The following is a 17,979-nucleotide window of genomic DNA, read 5'->3' as shown; positions in this document are numbered from 1 at the left end:
ACGGGACTAAGGTGCCCTTTGCCGTGCCAGATGCAGAAGCTCCAGGGCACTCGCCACTGTCCGATGACCAGATACAGCATGACTAGATGCAACCCCCGTTTGCCATTGAGTACCCGCACCCAGGGGTCAGTCTGCACCGTTGCACTGTCGTCTCCAACCTCCGATGGTAAACTCGTTGCCAGGTGAGCAAACTTGCCACACTTGGGCAGCGTCGTCAGGTCAAGGATCACTTTTAACGTGGTCATGCCGGGAGGCAGGTGCCGCAAAACTTGGTTGAGCATCGCGCGGCGCGTGGCGCGAATCACTCCTACCGTTGACCAGTCGTAGCGATTGAGAAAGCGACTCAAGGCACTCGCGGATTTGCTGGTGCAGTGGGCAGGGATGGCTTGTCCTTGGGCTTGTAGAAACAGTCCGAGCAGCGCTTCGAGACTGCTGCGCTGATGAGGACTAGGCATCAATCCGAGCAAGGTATAGACTAGCGATTGGGCGTACTCAAAGATGGTTTCCATAACCGTCAAACCAAATTACTTCTACGCCCTTTCTTTCAGATTTTCAGCCGTTTGGCAACCCCTTCTTGAGAATGGTGCAAGATCTGAGGTAATTTAAAGCTTGAATTTCAGCAGCGCTCAGACCTGTTTTTTTGCTGATCGTTTCGGCATCTAGAAGATCGAGTAATTTGCGGGCGATGGCGATCGCGGCTTCTTTGCGTCCTTTTTCCATGCCTTTTTCCATAGCTTTTTGTTCAGCATAAAGAATCGCATTTTGACCATCATGCATAAACATTGCCTGCTTTTCTAGCACTTCTATCTCTCGCTTCGTCAGCTTGCTTTCTCTTGCCACTTTAAACGCTTTGTTAAGGGCAGGAATCTTTTCCATCGTGGGGGCACTGACGGCAGTTTGTTTGCAGATTTGAGGAAGTAAACCCACTTGTCAGTAAGGGTTTCTAACTCTTCTAGTGACTTGTTAAATTTGGGTAACTCGATGAAGACCAATTCAATGCCACTGGTGTAGTCTGTCAATTCTTCAGTTTCTTTGAGCCGATAGCGAGAGATCACCTTTGGGCTATTCGGAAACATTTCAAAATCTGTGATCGTCAGCGCAATTACTGGATTTAATAAGTTGTAACTCTCACCTACATCAAGCTGAATCGAAAACGCTTTAGCAGCGTTGTATAAAATTCGCTTCTCAAATCCCAACGCGTTGAGGACTTGCATCTCAATGATGACTGTTTTGTAATCTGCGGTGACTGCTTTGACATCTAGATAAGAATCTTTGACCCCTTTAATTCGAGGAGCCTGGTAGGGATCTAGAATCTCTAAATCTTGGAGAATGTCTTGCCCATCATATAAAACAGCGTTGAGAAAACTGACCAAAATGTCTTTGCTTTTTTTAGAGCCAAAGATCTTTTTGAACGCAAAGTCAGTTTTGGGGCTGATGAAGACCATAGTGTAAAGCAGAATATCGCTTAGATTCTATTGTAAGGGCTTGCCTCAATTCTCTTCAAAACTCCTTAATCGCTTCCACTAATCGATTGATCTCTGAGTCGGTAGTGAGATAGTGAACGCAAGCGCGAACGCAATCGGGATCAAGAATAGTACGCACAAAGATGCCTTTGCTTTCTAAAGCTTGAACGAGTGAACTATGCTTGCCGCCTTCTAGCTGAAATGAGACTAAACCCGCTTCTGGAGGAGTTGATCGCAGGCATTTCACAGTCGGCACTGCTCTTAAACGCTGCCACAAATCTGCGCTGCGATCGCACACTTGCTGATAGCGCTCTGCGATCGTGCCGTAGGTTGATTGAAGCGCGATCGCGTCTCTTAATCCTGCATAAAGTGGCACGGCTGACGTTGCGATCTCATAGCGTCGTCCGTCGGGTTGCCATCCGGTCGGTGTGCCAGATGAATTGGTGGTGATGCTGCGCCAGCCAATAAAGGTCGGAGACAAACTTTCTCGTGCTTCTGGACGCACATAAAGTCCACCTACCCCTGCCGGGCCACACCACCATTTGTGACCCGTGAAGGCGTAGAAGTCGGCTCCCAAGTCGGTGAGATTCAGGGGTAACACACCCACCGATTGAGCGGCATCGACGAGAATTCTGATGGGATGGTGACTGGGATAGCCTTGACAGGCAGACATGATCGCCGCTAATGGCAAAACTTGTCCCGTATTCCAAAGAATGTGGCTGAGGACGACAAGGCGAGTCTGAGGACGCAAATGCTCATTGATCACCGCCACCGGATCGCCTTCATTCAGAGTCGCCTTTAACGGACACATCGACACTTCAATCTTAAATCGACGCTGAATCTCGTAAGCCGCCGCCACAATGCCGGGATGCTCGCAGTCAGTTAGTAACAAGTGATCTCCGGCGTTCCAATCAATGCCCCAGAGGGCAATATTGCAGCCAACTGAGACATCTTCTGTCAGAGTCATGGTTTCAGCAGGGATATTTAATTCTGCGGCGATCGCCCGTCTCGTCTGTTTCGCTTCTTCTCCCATCCAAACGTTGACCGCGCTCGAAAACGGCCCCATTTTTTGCAATGACTCTTGAGCCTGGTTGATGGCATCGATCGCCGATCGCGGCATCGGCCCTTGCCCACCGTAGTTGAAGTAGGCAGCATTTTCTAGATAAGGAAAGTGTTGCCGATACTGTTCTAATTTTGTCGTAGAAAGGCTGACCATACGCTGTCCCGATTTAAACTAATGGTGAATCGAAAGGTGTCGTGAGTGAAGCCTAAAAGAAGATTACGCTTGACAGATGACAAATAATGGTAATGCAGCTAGTCCAATTTCTTGTTAGCGTATAGCTATGTTGCTGACTGCCGACCTTCTGCTTAATTATCAACGGTGTAGCCGTCGAGCGTTTCTCGATCGCCATGGAGATCTCACTCAACGAGATGCTCCCAATGACTATTTGCTGAAATTAATTCAAGACAGCATCGCCAATCATCGGGAGATATTGACGGGCGAAACCTATCAAAAGCCCAGCTATCGATCGGGAGATTGGGCAGCCGGGGCAGACGCAACACTAGAACTGATGCGCCAGGGAGTCGATCAGATCTATCAGCCTGTTTTACGCTCAGAGCAAGCGGGTGTGACGCTGATCAGCGTTCCTGATCTGTTGACCAAACAGCCCGGAGAGTCGGTGTTTGGCGACTGGATCTATGTGCCAACTGAGATTAAGTTGAGCAAACGCCCCAAGCAAGAATATCAAATTATCGTTGCCTACCATGTGAAAGTGTTGGCAGCCGTGCAGGAGGCTTGGTGCGAGTCGGCTTGGCTACTGCTGCGCGGCAAAGGCTTTTATGAGGTCGATTTGTGGGAGGCGATTCCTCGCATGGAGATGATTTTAGACGAGTGTCTCGCCACTTTAAAGGCTGACCAAGAGCCAGAGGTGTTTATCTCGCGCAGTCGCTGTAGCCTCTGTCATTGGTATGGGCACTGTTATGCGATCGCCAAAGCTGACCAACATCTTTCCCTGCTGCCGGGTGTTACGCCCAGTCGCTATCTTCAACTCCAAGCACTCAATCTGACGACGCTAGAATCGCTGGCAGATCTTCACCCAAACAAGCTAGAACTCCTACCAGGATTTGGCGGTGAGGCGGCTCGAAAGTTAGTCCGTCAGGCTCAATCCACAGTTCAAAATCGCGCCCTGTTAGGAGAAAGTTACGCCGCTCTACCCGATACAGAACCGCAAAACGGACACAAACCGATCCATCGCAGCTACGATTCCTCCATTCCGACTGCACCGATCGAGCTTTATTTTGACATCGAAGCCGAGCCGTCGCTAAATCTGATTTATCTGCATGGCGTGCTGGTCGTCGATCGCCAGAAACAAACCGAAGTTTTTCATTCACTGCTAGCAGAAAAACCTGAAGACGAATCAAAAATCTGGCAAGAATTTCTTGACCTTGTGTGGGCGTATCCAGATGCGCCCATTTTTCATTTTTGCCTCTTTGAAGTGCAAACCGTTGGACAGCTTGCCGAATTGTATGGCACTCCCAGAGAACAAATTACGCCTTTGTTAGCGCGCTTTGTCGATTTGCATGAGCGAGTCACAAAATCGGTAACGCTGCCCGTCGAGAGCTATGCGTTAAAGCACATTGCGCGATGGTTAGGGTTTGATTGGCGAGATTCTAGCGCCAACGGTGCCCAATCGATTTATTGGTATGCTCAATGGCTGGCGACGGGCGATCGGGCGTTTTTGGACTCGATCGTGATTTATAACGAAGACGATTGCCGCGCAACCTATCACATCAAAGAATGGCTGACGGGATTTTTTGAGAGTCAAGACATTCATTAAAATGGGAGAACAGCAATAGGTGAACACTATGATTGTCCGACAACCCCGCTACAGCAAAGAAGAATTTGCTCGACGTGGTGATGAGATTTATGAATCTCAAGTGCGATCGCAAGTTGAAGAAGGCAATCACGGTAAAATTGTGGCGATCGATCTGGAGACCGGAGACTTTGAAGTTGACGCAAGTGAAATTGCTGCTTGCGATCGCCTCGAAGCCCGTCACTCAGACGCTCAAATCTGGATTGTCCGCATCGGTTCCCGCCATGTGCGTCGATTTGGCGGACGGACGAAGAGAGCCGTATGATCACCGGGGTCGTCAAACGCGGATTTTGAGCCGATTATTCCATTTTCAGTTTGTGGCTCCGATGGAAAGGTTTACACACAAGACGCGATCGTGGATACAGGCTTCAATGGCTGGCTTTCACTACCTCCCGATTTGATCGCTCAATTGAACGAAACTACATGAATTACGCTTGCTCTTTTGTCGCATACACGATATGTTTTGCTTTCAATCAAAAACAGATGATGTAGAGATACTATGCCAAAGCGTTCAGAAAAGTCTGATGTTAGGCAACTAGCACTGATTCAAGGATTAGGCACACCCAAGGAGATTTTCAGAAACCTCCGCAATTATTTGGCTGGACAGTTTGTTGGTGCGACTCGTGATGAAACATTATTAGATGAGCTTCTTAAATGTCTATTTTGCAAGCTCTATGTTGAGCTAAAGCTTGTTCCACCCCTCGAAATAGAGGCGACTTCAATAGATCTCTCAAAGACAATTCGGAGCGTATTTGCAAAAGTCCGAGAAGGTTTTCCAGATATTTATAATTCACAATCTGAAATTCTTCTAGATCCTGAAACGATTTATAAGGTTATGACTGATTGTTCTTTTTCGCTAATTGATGCGACGAGCGATCCGATTGGTGATGCCTTTGAAGTTTTCGTTGGTAGTGAATCCCGAAGTCGTTCCGGTCAATTTTTTACGCCTCGTTCTGTTACTGATTTGCTGGTTAAGGCAGTTGATCCAAGACCTGGCGAGTCAATTATTGATCCTGCTTGTGGTGCTGGGGGATTTTTAACTTCAGTTTCCCGTTATTGGATTGAAGAAGGATTTTCTGCACAAGAAATTTCCAAGTTCGCTACTGATACCTTCTTTGGCATCGACAAAGATGATTATCTGGTTAATCTTGCAAAACTCCATGTTTCACTTCTAACAGGTGGACATCCGAGTATTCTATGCGGTGATAGCCTGGCGTTACAGGATGGTCTTTTATCCGTTCGAGAAAAAGCTGATGCCGAGGGTTTTGATGTACTTCTAGCCAATCCACCTTTTGGCGTTAATATTGTTGCAGCTAGACCTGAAGTATTAGATAAGTTTCAGTTAGCTCGTAAATGGAAATTTTATCCCGCACTTGACAAGTGGAGTCCAACATCAGAAGTAAGAAACCAAGTATCTCCACAGATTCTCTTTGTTGAACGATGTCTCTCTTTGTTAAAGGTTGGCGGAAGAATGGGAATTGTTCTTCCAGAAAGCATTTTATCGAATAAATCCTATAGATATGTTGTTGAATATCTTTTAGAAAAAAGCAATATCCAAGCTGTGATTGGTATGCCTGAAGCATTGTTTAAAACCTCTGGAAAAGGCGGTACACACACAAAAACTTGCCTTCTAGTGGCTGAAAAGAAAGGAGAAAGTTCAAAAGAGAAATCTACAATATTCATGGCTGAGGCTAAATGGTGTGGTCAAGACTCTCGTGCTCGAATCATTGACAATAATGATTTACCAAAGATAGGAAAGCATTTGAAACTTGCAAAAAACAATGAAGCTTTTGATCAATCTAGCCTTGGCTTTTTAGTTGATATTGATTCAGTGCAATCGAAAGTACTGTGTCCCAGATATTATGATCCTCAAGTTAACGAAAACTTAATTTCCTTAGAAAATACTCATGCCTTGCTTGACTTCGGTCAACTTGTTAAAGACGGAGTGCTAAAAGTTTCTACAGGAGATGAATTAGGTAAGCTTGCGTATGGTACTGGAGATATTCCATTTATAAGAACGTCGGACATTAGCAACTGGGAACTAAAAGCTGATCCCAAACATGGTGTTGCTCATCAAATTTTTGAATCTCTGAGGAAGAAACAAGATATTCAGGCTAATGACATCTTGATGGTTAAAGATGGTACATATTTAATTGGAACTTGCGCGATAGTAACGGAATATGATTGCAAGATCATTTATCAGAGCCATTTGTATAAGGTTCGTGTAATGCCTAACAGCTTAGACCTGAATCCGTTTCTCCTACTCGCTGTTTTAAGTTCACCAGTTGTTCAGCGTCAGGTAAAATCTAAACAGTTCACACAAGATATTATTGATAGTCTTGGTGAAAGAATCAATGAACTCGTTCTACCTATCCCAAAATCTGAGCAACTACGTCACGAGATTACAGAAATGGTCAGAACCTCTATCAATGACCGTGTTGAAGCCAGGGAACTGGCGAAGAAAGCTAGATTAGCGGTGGCTGGTTCATAGTCGCTATGCCAAGCCCTCATTTTCATAGTTATGAGTGATTTGTTTAAGTAAGTTTCGTACTTCTTCAAGACTCATGCTGCCCTGAATTCTATTTCCATTGGCAGAGATCCAACTTATATTTCCTGGTGTATGTCCAGCAATAAGACTATTTGGGTCGTCAAGCTTGAGAGGGTTGAGATGCCCGACTTGGAAATTTGATTTCCCATGCGTAGGGTTCATTAATTCTTCTCTAAACTTTTGAAATACAAGTGGTTCCAGCGTTATGGGACAGCGAGATATTTCCATCGCTTGTGGAAGAATTTCTTGCTCTTGGAGCATTTCTCGAAAATTTTCAGGAAAGCCCTCAAACGCACAAAGCTGTGTAATAAGCTCATATTCAATTGCTATACATACCCGTCTAAGGGAAAAATGAACTGAGCGAGGATGGACTTCCCATCGTTTTTCTCGATTTGTCTTATAGAGTCCAGTTAGTACTCGATCCGTCAGGTACGTTTTTATCTTGATTTTGTCATCAAGTACTTTCTTGAAGAACACAGCATCAGGACTGGTTTGAGGATTAGTGAGATACTGTCGCAGTTTAAGAGTTCTAATGACATTTTCATCAACAATCCATACAACATTTCCTTTTCTGTGGATTTTAGTAGCCATATCATTAATGGCAGGTCGTTCTACATAGTCAATCGGTAATTCGTAGGGAAGGATACCATGCTCAAGAAATAGAGTCAGCACCTCAAGATTTTCAGAATTCTTGAGCCAAACGCCTGTAAGAGTGAAAACAAGATCCTGAGCAATTTCCACACACTCATTAAAAGAGCATTCTCTTGGATCTCCGCTAAGTTGTGAGTACCAACGAGTGCGAAACTTAGTTGTTTCAATACCTGGAATCTTCACTAACTCAATCAAAAAAGCATGTCGAAGGATTCCGAAGGCAATCTGTTTGTATTTGTTGTTACTGAAGTCATTCCTCAGAATATTGATGCTGTCAGAGGTTGCTTTGTTAGTAGAAAAAATTGACCAAGCGCTATCATAAAGCAATTTCATACTAAAACGGTCAGATGCAATGAGTTGATCTATGATTTTCTGCACAGTTACTTACCCCCCTCAGTTAGAGCTTTTTCAAACTCAGCAATAAAAACAGGAAGGGGGCGATCGAGTGCTTGACACCAGGCTTTCAACTCAACAACGTCAAGTCTCCGCTCACCTCGCTCACATTTACTAATGATGGATTGAGTGGTTTCAAGCCTTTCTGCAATTTGTTCTTGGGTAAGTCCAGCACGCTCTCGTACTTCACGCAGCAGTTTGAGGAAGCACTTGTAATCTTCTGAAAAGAGAGATTTTTTCATAACCCCCTCCTGTTCTCTTGCAGAAGGGTAAAGTCTATTTTGGAATAGTCCAATTTCGACTATTTCCAGGATGCTCGTAATTTCTGAATTTTGTTGAGATAAGACTCTGAGTAATTAACATACATCTGCAAACACGGCAGCCCAATGCTGCGGTAGGTCGCTCAAGCAGTCAATCAAATCTCAGATCCCATGACGCAAGCGAATCTAATTGCCGCCTCTGCAATTTAGAAGATGAAGTCATTTCTCGTGTATTGCGGAGAGACATCATGCAGGAATCCACCGTTTATCGTTCGATCCTGGCAGAGGGAGAAACCAAGGGGGAAGAAAGAAAACAACGAGAAATCGCGATCAATCTTCTACGCAGAGGCATCGCGATCGACATTATTGCCTCTTCTACGGGTTTATCGATCGAGCAAGTCCCACAACTTCAGCAGCAGGTGGGTAAGTCTCCAAAAGCTTAAACTTGGGTCTTGCAAGGGCATGGCAGTGCCCGTTACCATTACAAGTAACCGTATTTAATCCACGATCCTTGCTCAAATACAATCTAAGCAACAACCCTCGGCCCATCAACTCTTAATTCTAATGAGTCTGCACTGAACGCGGAAATCGGCATCGTGTCAATCACACTCGCAAACGGAGAAACCTCTGGCACCTCTAATTTGGCTCCAATCCAACCAAAATTAGCTGAAGCCGTCGCATTAAACCGCAGAAAATTAGAGTTCAACAAACTATAGACTGGAAACGCGATCGCTTGCCTTACAAGACTCACTCGCCAGCTAGAACTCAAAGAACACAGCACCCGATCGTCTTGTTGAACGACAACTCGCTGCGCTCCTGCTTGCCAGTCAAACGTAGCCAACTCCTTTGGCATTCCCCAAATTTCTCGACCGCCAGCCACCGAATCGGGATTGTCAACATAAATATGAGACACCCAAGCGCCGATCGTTTGCTCTCGCCTTACCACGCCAGCTACCACAATTAGCTCGTTATATTCCAGGCTAGAGCCAGTCCCATATTGCGAGAAATAAACACCTCCCAGCGTTTTGTCAGGGGCAGCCGACACGATCGCCAACTCTGGCGGAATAAACGGCGATGCTTTGGCGATATCAATTAAATGCAGCGTTTGAAACGCAAACCCCTTCAGTGTCCAGGGTGCTTGAGGATAGCTCATCTCATCGGCTCCCAAAATTGTGATGAACTTAACCTAGACGAGAAGCCCGATCGTGCCCTCCTCAAAGAGGCAGAAATTCCGAACTACTCTTCAAGTTACTCAAAAAATAGTTCGTGATTCTCGCCTGTCAAAATTCGGCTTACCCGCCAAAATTCGTGTTAAGAAACGTGATCCCATTGGTAGAATAAGCATAAATATAGTCTTAAGCTCCTCAAAATCGGTTAAAAATCTCAGTCTTTAGCGAGATATCGGTCAGGTTTTTCTAGGATGTGATTAGTCCTACAGGCTTGCAGTATCGCGAATTATTAGTGATTTTTTTGTCTAGCAGCTAATCTCTCTGCTAGACATATCGCTTATTCATTGATCGATTGGTATACGTAAATACACGATTGCAGTAGAATCAGTCGTTATCTCTCAGTTCCTGCCCCGCCAACCCTCCGAGCAAGACAGCATGAACGTAGCACTTTCCATTCCCACCAAAGATATTACGCTTCCTGATTGGTTGCGCGATTGCTTGAATGAGCGATCGCAGCCAGACAACCCCAAGGCTTCTAAAGACAATGACCTGATTTGTCGAGCATTTGAGTTTGCCTATCAGCTTCACGAAGGGCAATATCGGGCATCTGGAGAACCCTACATCGCTCATCCGGTAGCAGTTGCGGGTTTGCTGCGCGATCTGGGCGGCAGCAGCATCATGATTGCGGCAGGCTTCTTGCATGATGTGGTTGAAGACACGGATGTCACCTCCGACGAAATTGAGCAGCGATTTGGTTCTGAAGTGCGCTGTCTTGTTGAAGGAGTTACAAAACTTTCTAAGTTTAACTTTTCTAGCAAAACTGAGCGTCAGGCAGAAAACTTTCGCCGTATGTTTTTGGCAATGGCGCAAGATATTCGAGTGATCGTGGTCAAGCTGGCCGATCGCCTCCACAACATGCGAACGCTAGAGCATCTGTCCCACGAAAAACAGTGCCGCATTGCCCTAGAAACACGAGAAATCTTTGCTCCACTCGCCAATCGTCTCGGCATTGGCAACCTCAAATGGGAGCTAGAAGACCTCGCATTTAAGTATCTCGAAACCGACGCTTATCAAGATATTAAGCAACGGGTGGCAGAAAAGCGGGGCGATCGTGAAAGCCAGCTTACCGAGGTTGCTCAAACGTTTAAAGAGCGCATGACTCAGCTAGGAGTTCACTGCGTTGAGGTGAGCGGTCGCCCGAAACATCTGTATGGCATTTACCAAAAGATGCAGCGTCAGCAGAAAGATTATGAGCAAATCTATGATGTTGCCGCGATTCGCATTATCGTCACCACAAACGACGAATGCTATCGAGCCTTAGCGGTGGTTCATGATATGTTCCGTCCTATTCCCGGACGCTTTAAAGATTATATTGGGCTGCCTAAATCCAATCGCTATCAGTCACTGCACACCGTGGTGATTGGCACGACGGGTCGCCCCTTAGAAGTGCAGATTCGCACTTTAGAAATGCATCACGTCGCTGAATATGGCATCGCCGCTCATTGGAAGTATAAAGAAGCCGGGAGTTCTAGCGCTCAGCAGATGACGACAACCGATGAAAAATTCACCTGGTTGCGGCAATTACTTGACTGGCAAAATGACCTCAAAGATGCTCAAGAATATTTAGAAAGCATCAAAGACAATCTGTTTGACGGCGATGTCTTTGTCTTTACGCCACGCGGAGAAGTGGTTTCGCTGAGTTCTCGATCGACTCCCGTCGATTTTGCCTACCGCATTCATACCGAGGTAGGCAATCACTGTGCAGGTGCCAGAGTCAATGGGCGCATTGTCACCCTCGATACGACGCTACACAACGGCGACATTGTGGAGATTATTACGCAGAAAAATTCTCACCCCAGCTTAGACTGGCTGAATTTTGTAGTGACCTCTGGGGCCCGAAATCGAATTCGGCAGTGGTATAAGCGATCGCACCGAGACGAAAATATCTTGCGCGGGCGAGAAATGCTAGAAAAAGAACTGGGCAAGAAAGGCTTTGAAGCGCTGCTCAAGTCTGCACCGATGCAAGTCGCCGCCGAACGGTGTAACTATCACAGCGTTGAAGATCTGCTGGCTGCGGTTGGCTATGGAGAGATGACCCTCAACCTGGCGCTTAACCGCATTCGAGAAGCTGTCAAAGCCCAGCAGCCGCTCGCCAAAATCTCTGATGCTGGCAGCATTTTGACTGATCCCCAACTCTTGTTGACCGCCGCTCCGACGCTGCGTTCTCTACCGCCTGCGACTTCTACAAAATCTCCGATCGCGGGGGTTGAGGGCTTGCTCTATCACCTCGCGGGCTGCTGCAACCCTGTGCCCGGTGAAGCGATTATTGGAGTAGTTACCCGCAGCAATCGCGGCATTTCAATTCACCGTCAAGGCTGTAGCAACTTAGAGCAGGTTGACGGCGATCGCTTAGTTCCGGTGAGTTGGAACCCTACCAGTCAGAATGGCGGAAGACCGCAAACCTATCCCGTTTGCATTCAGATTGATGTCATCGATCGAGTCGGGGTGCTCAAAGATATTCTGTCTCGCTTGACCGACCACAATATTAACGTCCGCAACGCTCAAGTCAAAACCTTCCCCGATCAAACTGCCGTCATCGATTTGGGCATCGACATTTGTGATCACACCCAGCTAGAGCGCACCTTCGCCCAAGTCAGAAAAATGACTGACGTTTTAAATCTGCGCCGCGTCAACCAGGTTGAAGAATAGCCAACTCTGCCCTTTCCTCAAGCCAGTTCCTACAAATTTTCCGGACTTGAGGGCTGAGTGCGGAATATGGTTTCTACCGCCTGTATCAACAAATACGCTCTTCCCAGTCTAGATTACGACGTGCTTAAAGTAACTTAAGCGATCGTCGTTTCAATTGAGCCTACAATGCTGTAGGAACAACCTAGTAGATTATCTCTGTCAATCATCAAAGTTACGGATCTACATAAAGGAAAGATGAAGCTGTGGTCAAGTAAGTCGGGGTAACTGTATTTAGTTTTGATTAAGTGACTCTAATTACACTGAAAAGCCCCCTATCTCGGTTAATATTAGCGTTAGCTATAGCTTCTAATAGTCTGGGGTTGGGTATTGATACTCAGACGACTTATGAATTTAAATTTATATGAAAACGATCGTCCAGTCTCTATCTCTCAAGAAGCACCTGGCGATGACGAGAGCGCCCTTGTTAAACTCCAATATCTGCGTATAGGAGTCTCCATCAAATGAGCACATGGACCACGTATCGCAATCGTGAAATCACTCAAGAAGAGCAGAGACTCTATAACCATTTTCTCGATCGAGTGCCCTATGAGTCACCCAGACAATTGATCGATCGCTTCCGATCTCTGTTTATTGAGGGCACCAGCTACGATCCTCATGTTATGGCAGATTTAGATAAAGTCGTCGCGTCGAAAGTCGCCGATCAAGAATTTAAGTTTGTTCTGAACCGTTGCTGCCACATTTTGATCAACCGTTGGCAAGCCCGACCTCAAGCACAGAGAGCGATCGTTGAGTTAGTCGCGCTGCTGTCATCGCTGCCTACCCGCCCGGTAATGGAGCATTCTCGCACCCGCACCGTCAAGCAACTGCGAGAACTCGTCAGGCAGTTTCTTGAGACTGAGCAATATCTGACGCTGCGCCGTTTATCTCAACTGATGATTCAGGGAGCCGAAACCCACAGCGCCGAAACCTCGCAACTAGGAACTCTGATCCGTCGCTATCCTTATCTTTATGAGCATTGCCTGGTGAGTGAGGGCAGCCCCGATGAACACCAAGAATCGATTCGACAAATTCAAACCCAGGTGCAGAGACAATATGAGATTGACCTGTCGCAGTATGTAACCTATCAGGTCAGACGATCGTTTGAGCTTCGTGAAACGCCTCTAGCATCGCCCCTTATTGCGTCTGCTCAAGTCCCTACTCGATTGATCACTCCCGTTAAAAATCCGACTTTGCTTGACGATCGCGATCTGCGATTTGCGTTGCAGCAGTTTGCGGGCAAAATCGAGGGAGCTTACACCCACCGAGATATCGCTCAACGATTTCTGAACCATGCCAGCGACACGAAATCTTTTAAAGCATTTAAAGACGATCTCTATCAGTACATCACCGCCTCGATCGACTCTGAATATGGCAAGCGGCAGTTTAACAAACAGCTTTATGCTCACCTGCAAGCCACGCTGCCTGAGAGCGATTTTCAGCCATTAAATGATTTTCTAATTGTCAGGACTTGTAGCCAGTTACTCAACTTCTTGGTGGTCGAAAGTCCACAACAGCCTCAGCATTTCGTCTTTGTGGATCTGCTTTCAAATTTGGGCCCGACGCTGACGACGAGCCTGTTGCTCAAGATTGTGCTGCTCTGTCGCAAAGTCAAGCCCTATTTAGAAAAACGCTTCTCAATTTTGTTTAGCCACTACGAGTCTCACACACGCAACTGCGTTGACTGGCTGATCGCGGCGATGGAAAATCTTCACGTTGCCCTGAGCATAAACTTCAGCACCCTCAATCTCTGCTTTGTGAATCAGCTAGTTTAGATCGTAAATTAACGTGAGTTCGAGAGTTTTTTCGCTTCGTTCTCAACGGCTTCCCGAATTCATCACCGAAGCGAACGACTGTTGTCGAACTGACGTTGAATTAAACCGATTTGCAGGTTAAGCGTTTCGTTTAAAGTAGTATTGTGGTCAACCTGAAAGATGGCACAAGTTCGTAGTGCCTGCCAACTTGTCCACAGTCTATACTATTTAACGAAAAGTTTGAGGAATAATCTGGAAAATGACTCAAGTAGTTTTAGGTGAAAACGAAGGTATTGACTCAGCGTTACGCCGATTTAAGCGGCAAGTCTCCAAGGCAGGGATTCTAGCAGACGTGAGATCCCATCGCCACTTTGAAACTCCGATCGAGAAACGCAAGCGCAAAGAAGTCGTCGCCCGTCGAACTCAGCGCTATCGTTAAAGCGGCTGTTAGGATCAAGAAAAGATGAGTGGCAGTCTGAGTTCCTCGCTCGTGCGCTGCCTTCTGTTGATATCGTTCTTGTTCCAGCCGCATTAATTCTCAAAACCGATGTCAAACCCAGCCACAGATTCGGACGATTTGTTCTCTGCCCCACGCCAAACCACGCTGAATCAAGACTTAGATGAAGCCATTCTCAGCTTTGATGAAATTCAGACGGAACTCAACTATAGGCAAGCTCAGACTGCCCTGCGAGATCTGGTCGAAAATTTAGACTTGACTCCTCAAGAGCGATCGGGTTTAGAACCAGAGATCAACGGGCTAGAAACCATGCTGGATAAGCTGGATCGCTTGGTCGTGCACATCGCAGCGTTTGGCATGGTGGGGCGGGGAAAATCATCGATATTAAATGCTCTTTTAGGGCAAAAGGTTTTTGAAACCGGCCCGATTCATGGGGTAACTCAGAGTCAGCAGTCAGCAAACTGGAGCCTGACGCGAGAAGCGATCGAGGGCAGCGATCGCGATATTCTGCGCGTTTCTCTACCCGGCATTAATCAATCTCATGTCGAACTCATTGACACACCCGGCATTGATGAAGTAGATGGAGAAGCGCGGGAAGCTTTGGCGCGTCAGGTGGCAAAACACGTAGACTTGCTGCTGTTCATCATTTCGGGCGACATGACGAAGGTAGAGTTTCAAGCGCTCTCAGAGCTGCGAGAGGTTGGCAAGCCGATGATTTTGGTCTTAAACAAGATCGATCAATATCCTGATGCCGATCGCGTCAGCGTCTACGAAAAAATTCGAGATGAGCGGGTGAAAGAATTGCTTTCGCCCGACGAAATTGTGATGGCGGCAGCATCTCCGTTAATTGCCAGAGCGGTGAAGCGTCCTGATGGTCGAACGTCGGTGCAGTTGAGCGCTGGAGAACCGCAAGTAGAAGACCTGAAGCTAAAAATCTTAGAAGTCTTGCACCGCGAAGGAAAATCGCTAGTTGCACTGAACACGATGCTCTACGCCGACGATGTGAATGAGCAATTGGTGCAGCGCAAAATGATGATTCGAGAGCAAACCGCCAATCGGATTATTTGGAATGGCGTAATTACGAAAGCCGTCGCGATCGCGCTCAACCCCATCACAGTGTTAGACATTCTCAGCAGTGCAGCGATCGATGTGGCGATGATTCTCGCGCTATCAAAACTCTATGGAATCAATATGACGCAGCAGGGCGCGATCGGGCTGTTAAAGAAAATCGCGATTACGATGGGCGGCATCACTGCCAGCGAACTCTTGGCAAACTTAGGGCTGAGTTCTCTTAAAGGTTTGCTGGGTTTAGCAACTCCGGCAACGGGCGGACTCGCGCTTGCACCCTACTTTTCGGTTGCATTGACGCAAGCCGGGGTCGCAGGTGTTTCATCTTATGGAATCGGGCAAGTGACTAAAGCCTATCTCGCAAACGGTGCGGCTTGGGGCCCGGACGGGCCCAGAGCTGTAGTGAACCGGATTTTATCTTCTCTGGATGAAGCGTCAATTCTCAATCGCATCAAAGATGAGTTACGCGCCAAGCTCGATCTGCATGGGCGGAAAGCAGATGCGAAGAGTGAAAGTTAGCTTAACGTCAGTTCGGGATAAGAAATCGCCAGAACTCCTGATTTTCCGTGGCTTGCTGCCCTGATCTAAATCAAGCTCTTGTCAATAATCCTTGCAGTTGAGAATATTCTTAATAGTAGGTCTTATTGAGAAAAGCTTACTAGCTGGTTAATTGGCTAAAGCTAGTTACAATGTGGGTTTTAGCCTTTGGCTTAACCCGAACTCAGGTTAAACTATGCTGAGAGCCTTCGGTTTCTAACCGAGAGGTGAAAGCTAACTACAGGCTTTAGCCTGCTGTGCGTCCGGGCTGCTAAAATGATTGCAATCCCTTGAGTACGTCCTATCGTTTGCCAAGAGCGACACAGGGGCTGAAGACCATGCAAACACTCGCTCTAAAAGTAACGGCACAGCTAGGCATCGTTCTAGCCGAGTCCGATAGGGCAGCTTTGAACCTGCCAAGCCGCTTGAAAAATCAGACGGCAAGCCATTGCGAAGCGGTGCTTTTAGCCCGCGTAGCAATATCCGCTTAGAATCCTCCTTTTTCAAAAGGGGAGAGTTCAAGGCAAGATTTCTAGAAGTTTTTGCTGTAGTAATCATCAAAGATTCTTATTCATTCCAATCTCTGATTACCTGCCACACAATTTTGGGCTGATAGAAAGCCGCAGGCGATTTTAACAGATGAGCAATTTCCATAAACAGCGTGTTCGTTTCTGAGTCAGAGCTAGTCTGTTTCATCAGTTGTTTGACATATCCACTTAGCAAATTCTCAGCCCAGTTGGAGCGCGATCGTCCTTCAGTGGTTAAAAAGCGCGAGTCTTGCCCGACTGCCAGCATCCACGGAAAGCGATTGCTTTGGGCAAGCTGGCGCTGAAAGTCAGCAGAATGACGACTGCTGCGCGCTAGCCAATCTCGCAGCACTAGGGCAGACAGGGCACTAATCGTCATTCCTTGTCCATACACTGGGCACAAGGCGCACACCGCATCCCCTAACGCCACAAAGCCGTCAGGAGGCTTGATCTTTTCGTAATGTCGCCAACGATTTGCCGTTGCACGATGAGCATAAATCGCAGAAACAGGTTTTGCGGTGATGATCGCGTCGTAGAATTCCGAACTTGGGAGACTGCGGGCAAACTCTAAAAAGCCGGGTTCGTTGATCGGCGGAAAGTCTCGCCCATATCCGCCCAAGGTTGCAATCCACTGTCCGTCTTCAATTTTTGCCAGATAGCCTAATCGCGTCGCATCAGGAGGCTGCTGAGAAATCAACATCACCTTCCAGTCGAATGTGACGTTTTTAGGTGCAGAATATCGACGAGTGGCATAGCCCAAAAATGGGTTGACTACGGTTTCTGAGGGCGCTTTAAATCCTGCGTTCTCTAACCATTTGGGAGCAGCAGACCCGCGACCACTCGCATCGACTACTAGCGCTGTCGCGATCGTCGATCGCCCTCTCTCAGGCAGAGACTCTAACTCAACGCCCGTAATCTTCCCGTTTTTTGACAACAGGTTAACGACGCGATGACGATCGACAAACTTGACTTGAGGAAATGCTGCGAGTTTTTGACGAATTGTCCATTCTAGCAACGGACGTGAACACGTAAAAGAAGCAATATGAGTCGGCTGATCAGTGCGGCAATTCCAGGCTCCTTCGTTGAAATAGTGAAACTCTCGCGCCCAGTCGATCGGAATCGCGCCCGTCTGCCGCAAATCGTCACCAATGCCAGGAAATAGCTCTTCTAAGATTTGATAGCCTCGCGTAAATAAGACGTGAGGTTGAGGAGATTGCGGCACTCCCTTGCGGCTTTCGGGATGAGCAGGCAAGCGATCGCGTTCGACCACGATCACCACATCGAAAAAGTCAGTTAAGACACGTGCGGTCAAAAGTCCGGCAATGCTACCACCCACAACCACCGCCTGAGTCAGATCTACCATAGGGTCACGATCAAAGCCTTGAAACTTTACGCTAATTCTAAAAGGATGTGCAAGAAGTTGCTAGTGATAGAGATTAGCAACCTAGAACTTAAAACTTCATCCCATCTTCATCTCATAAGTTCTACCGTTCACTGAAGCGTTACACATAGCATTTCTCGACTGATCGGCAAC

Annotated in this window: 15 protein-coding genes and 1 pseudogene; 8 read left to right on the top strand and 8 right to left on the bottom strand. The window is 47.0% G+C overall.

Translation table 11 applies throughout. The annotated features are described in order from the left end of the window. The 4 genes and pseudogenes from BRW63_RS14565 to BRW63_RS14555 all read right to left on the bottom strand — a co-directional run. Positions 1 to 509 (bottom strand): annotated as a pseudogene (locus BRW63_RS14565) (hypothetical protein); the annotation flags it as partial. A 43-nt stretch (positions 510 to 552) separates the two neighbouring features. Next, a complete protein-coding gene (locus BRW63_RS29800) occupies positions 553 to 840 on the bottom strand; it encodes a hypothetical protein (RefSeq protein WP_317615821.1) in 288 nt (95 codons plus the stop codon). After that, entirely contained in the window at positions 819 to 1,445 is a 627-nt protein-coding gene (locus tag BRW63_RS14560) for an Rpn family recombination-promoting nuclease/putative transposase (protein ID WP_317615820.1), read from the bottom strand. The genes BRW63_RS29800 and BRW63_RS14560 overlap by 22 nt, the downstream gene beginning before the upstream one ends. 55 nt (positions 1,446 to 1,500) lie before the next feature. Beyond that, positions 1,501 to 2,679 carry an aminotransferase class V-fold PLP-dependent enzyme gene (locus tag BRW63_RS14555; RefSeq protein ID WP_073072282.1) on the bottom strand — a complete coding sequence of 393 codons (1,179 nt, stop codon included), beginning with the start codon at positions 2,677 to 2,679 and terminating at the stop codon, positions 1,501 to 1,503. A 127-nt stretch (positions 2,680 to 2,806) separates the two neighbouring features. Here BRW63_RS14555 and BRW63_RS14550 point away from each other — a divergent pair, with 127 nt between their 5' ends. The 3 genes from BRW63_RS14550 (at position 2,807) to BRW63_RS14535 (ending at position 6,827) form a co-directional block, all read left to right on the top strand. Then, complete coding sequence (locus tag BRW63_RS14550) at positions 2,807 to 4,300, top strand: TM0106 family RecB-like putative nuclease (RefSeq protein ID WP_073072280.1); 1,494 nt, start codon at positions 2,807 to 2,809, stop codon at positions 4,298 to 4,300. A 28-nt stretch (positions 4,301 to 4,328) separates the two neighbouring features. Next, entirely contained in the window at positions 4,329 to 4,601 is a 273-nt protein-coding gene (locus BRW63_RS14545; protein ID WP_073072279.1) for a hypothetical protein, read from the top strand. Positions 4,602 to 4,835: 234 nt separating this feature from the next. Continuing rightward, on the top strand, positions 4,836 to 6,827 hold the full coding sequence (locus tag BRW63_RS14535) for an N-6 DNA methylase (RefSeq protein ID WP_083582950.1): 1,992 nt from the start codon (positions 4,836 to 4,838) through the stop codon (positions 6,825 to 6,827). 3 nt (positions 6,828 to 6,830) lie between these two features. On the opposite strand, the gene BRW63_RS14530 is transcribed toward BRW63_RS14535, so the two are convergent. Beyond that, positions 6,831 to 7,913 (bottom strand): hypothetical protein, encoded by a 1,083-nt coding sequence (locus BRW63_RS14530; protein ID WP_073072278.1) that lies wholly within the window; start codon positions 7,911 to 7,913, stop codon positions 6,831 to 6,833. A 2-nt stretch (positions 7,914 to 7,915) separates the two neighbouring features. Then, entirely contained in the window at positions 7,916 to 8,170 is a 255-nt protein-coding gene (locus BRW63_RS14525; RefSeq protein ID WP_073072277.1) for a helix-turn-helix domain-containing protein, read from the bottom strand. A gap of 266 nt (positions 8,171 to 8,436) precedes the next feature. Between BRW63_RS14525 and BRW63_RS14520 the strand changes: the two genes are divergently transcribed. Beyond that, positions 8,437 to 8,631 carry a hypothetical protein gene (locus BRW63_RS14520; protein WP_073072276.1) on the top strand — a complete coding sequence of 65 codons (195 nt, stop codon included), beginning with the start codon at positions 8,437 to 8,439 and terminating at the stop codon, positions 8,629 to 8,631. A gap of 83 nt (positions 8,632 to 8,714) precedes the next feature. Here BRW63_RS14520 and BRW63_RS14515 read toward each other — a convergent pair whose 3' ends face one another. Next, a complete protein-coding gene (locus tag BRW63_RS14515; RefSeq protein WP_073072275.1) occupies positions 8,715 to 9,341 on the bottom strand; it encodes an acetoacetate decarboxylase family protein in 627 nt (208 codons plus the stop codon). 451 nt (positions 9,342 to 9,792) lie between these two features. Between BRW63_RS14515 and BRW63_RS14510 the strand changes: the two genes are divergently transcribed. From BRW63_RS14510 to BRW63_RS14495, 4 genes are all read left to right on the top strand, one after another. After that, entirely contained in the window at positions 9,793 to 12,066 is a 2,274-nt protein-coding gene (locus BRW63_RS14510; RefSeq protein ID WP_073072274.1) for a RelA/SpoT family protein, read from the top strand. 500 nt (positions 12,067 to 12,566) lie between these two features. Next, the gene (locus tag BRW63_RS14505) at positions 12,567 to 13,877 is read left to right on the top strand and encodes a hypothetical protein (protein ID WP_073072273.1); all 1,311 of its coding nucleotides are present in this window, start codon (positions 12,567 to 12,569) and stop codon (positions 13,875 to 13,877) included. 238 nt (positions 13,878 to 14,115) lie between these two features. Continuing rightward, on the top strand, positions 14,116 to 14,295 hold the full coding sequence (gene rpsU / locus BRW63_RS14500; RefSeq protein WP_073072272.1) for a 30S ribosomal protein S21: 180 nt from the start codon (positions 14,116 to 14,118) through the stop codon (positions 14,293 to 14,295). A 108-nt stretch (positions 14,296 to 14,403) separates the two neighbouring features. Further along, positions 14,404 to 15,900, top strand: coding sequence for a GTP-binding protein (locus BRW63_RS14495; protein ID WP_073072271.1), 1,497 nt, complete (start codon positions 14,404 to 14,406; stop codon positions 15,898 to 15,900). A gap of 585 nt (positions 15,901 to 16,485) precedes the next feature. Here the strand turns inward: BRW63_RS14495 and BRW63_RS14490 are convergent. Continuing rightward, positions 16,486 to 17,808: an FAD-dependent oxidoreductase gene (locus BRW63_RS14490; protein WP_073072270.1), complete on the bottom strand. Its 1,323-nt coding sequence runs from the start codon at positions 17,806 to 17,808 to the stop codon at positions 16,486 to 16,488. Between the last annotated feature and the right edge of the window lie 171 nt (positions 17,809 to 17,979).

Source organism: Phormidesmis priestleyi ULC007 (assembly GCF_001895925.1).
Taxonomy (GTDB): domain Bacteria; phylum Cyanobacteriota; class Cyanobacteriia; order Leptolyngbyales; family Leptolyngbyaceae; genus Phormidesmis_A; species Phormidesmis_A priestleyi_A.
The sequence above is the reverse complement of the archived record's forward strand: the minus strand, read 5'-3'. Positions and strand labels throughout refer to the sequence as shown.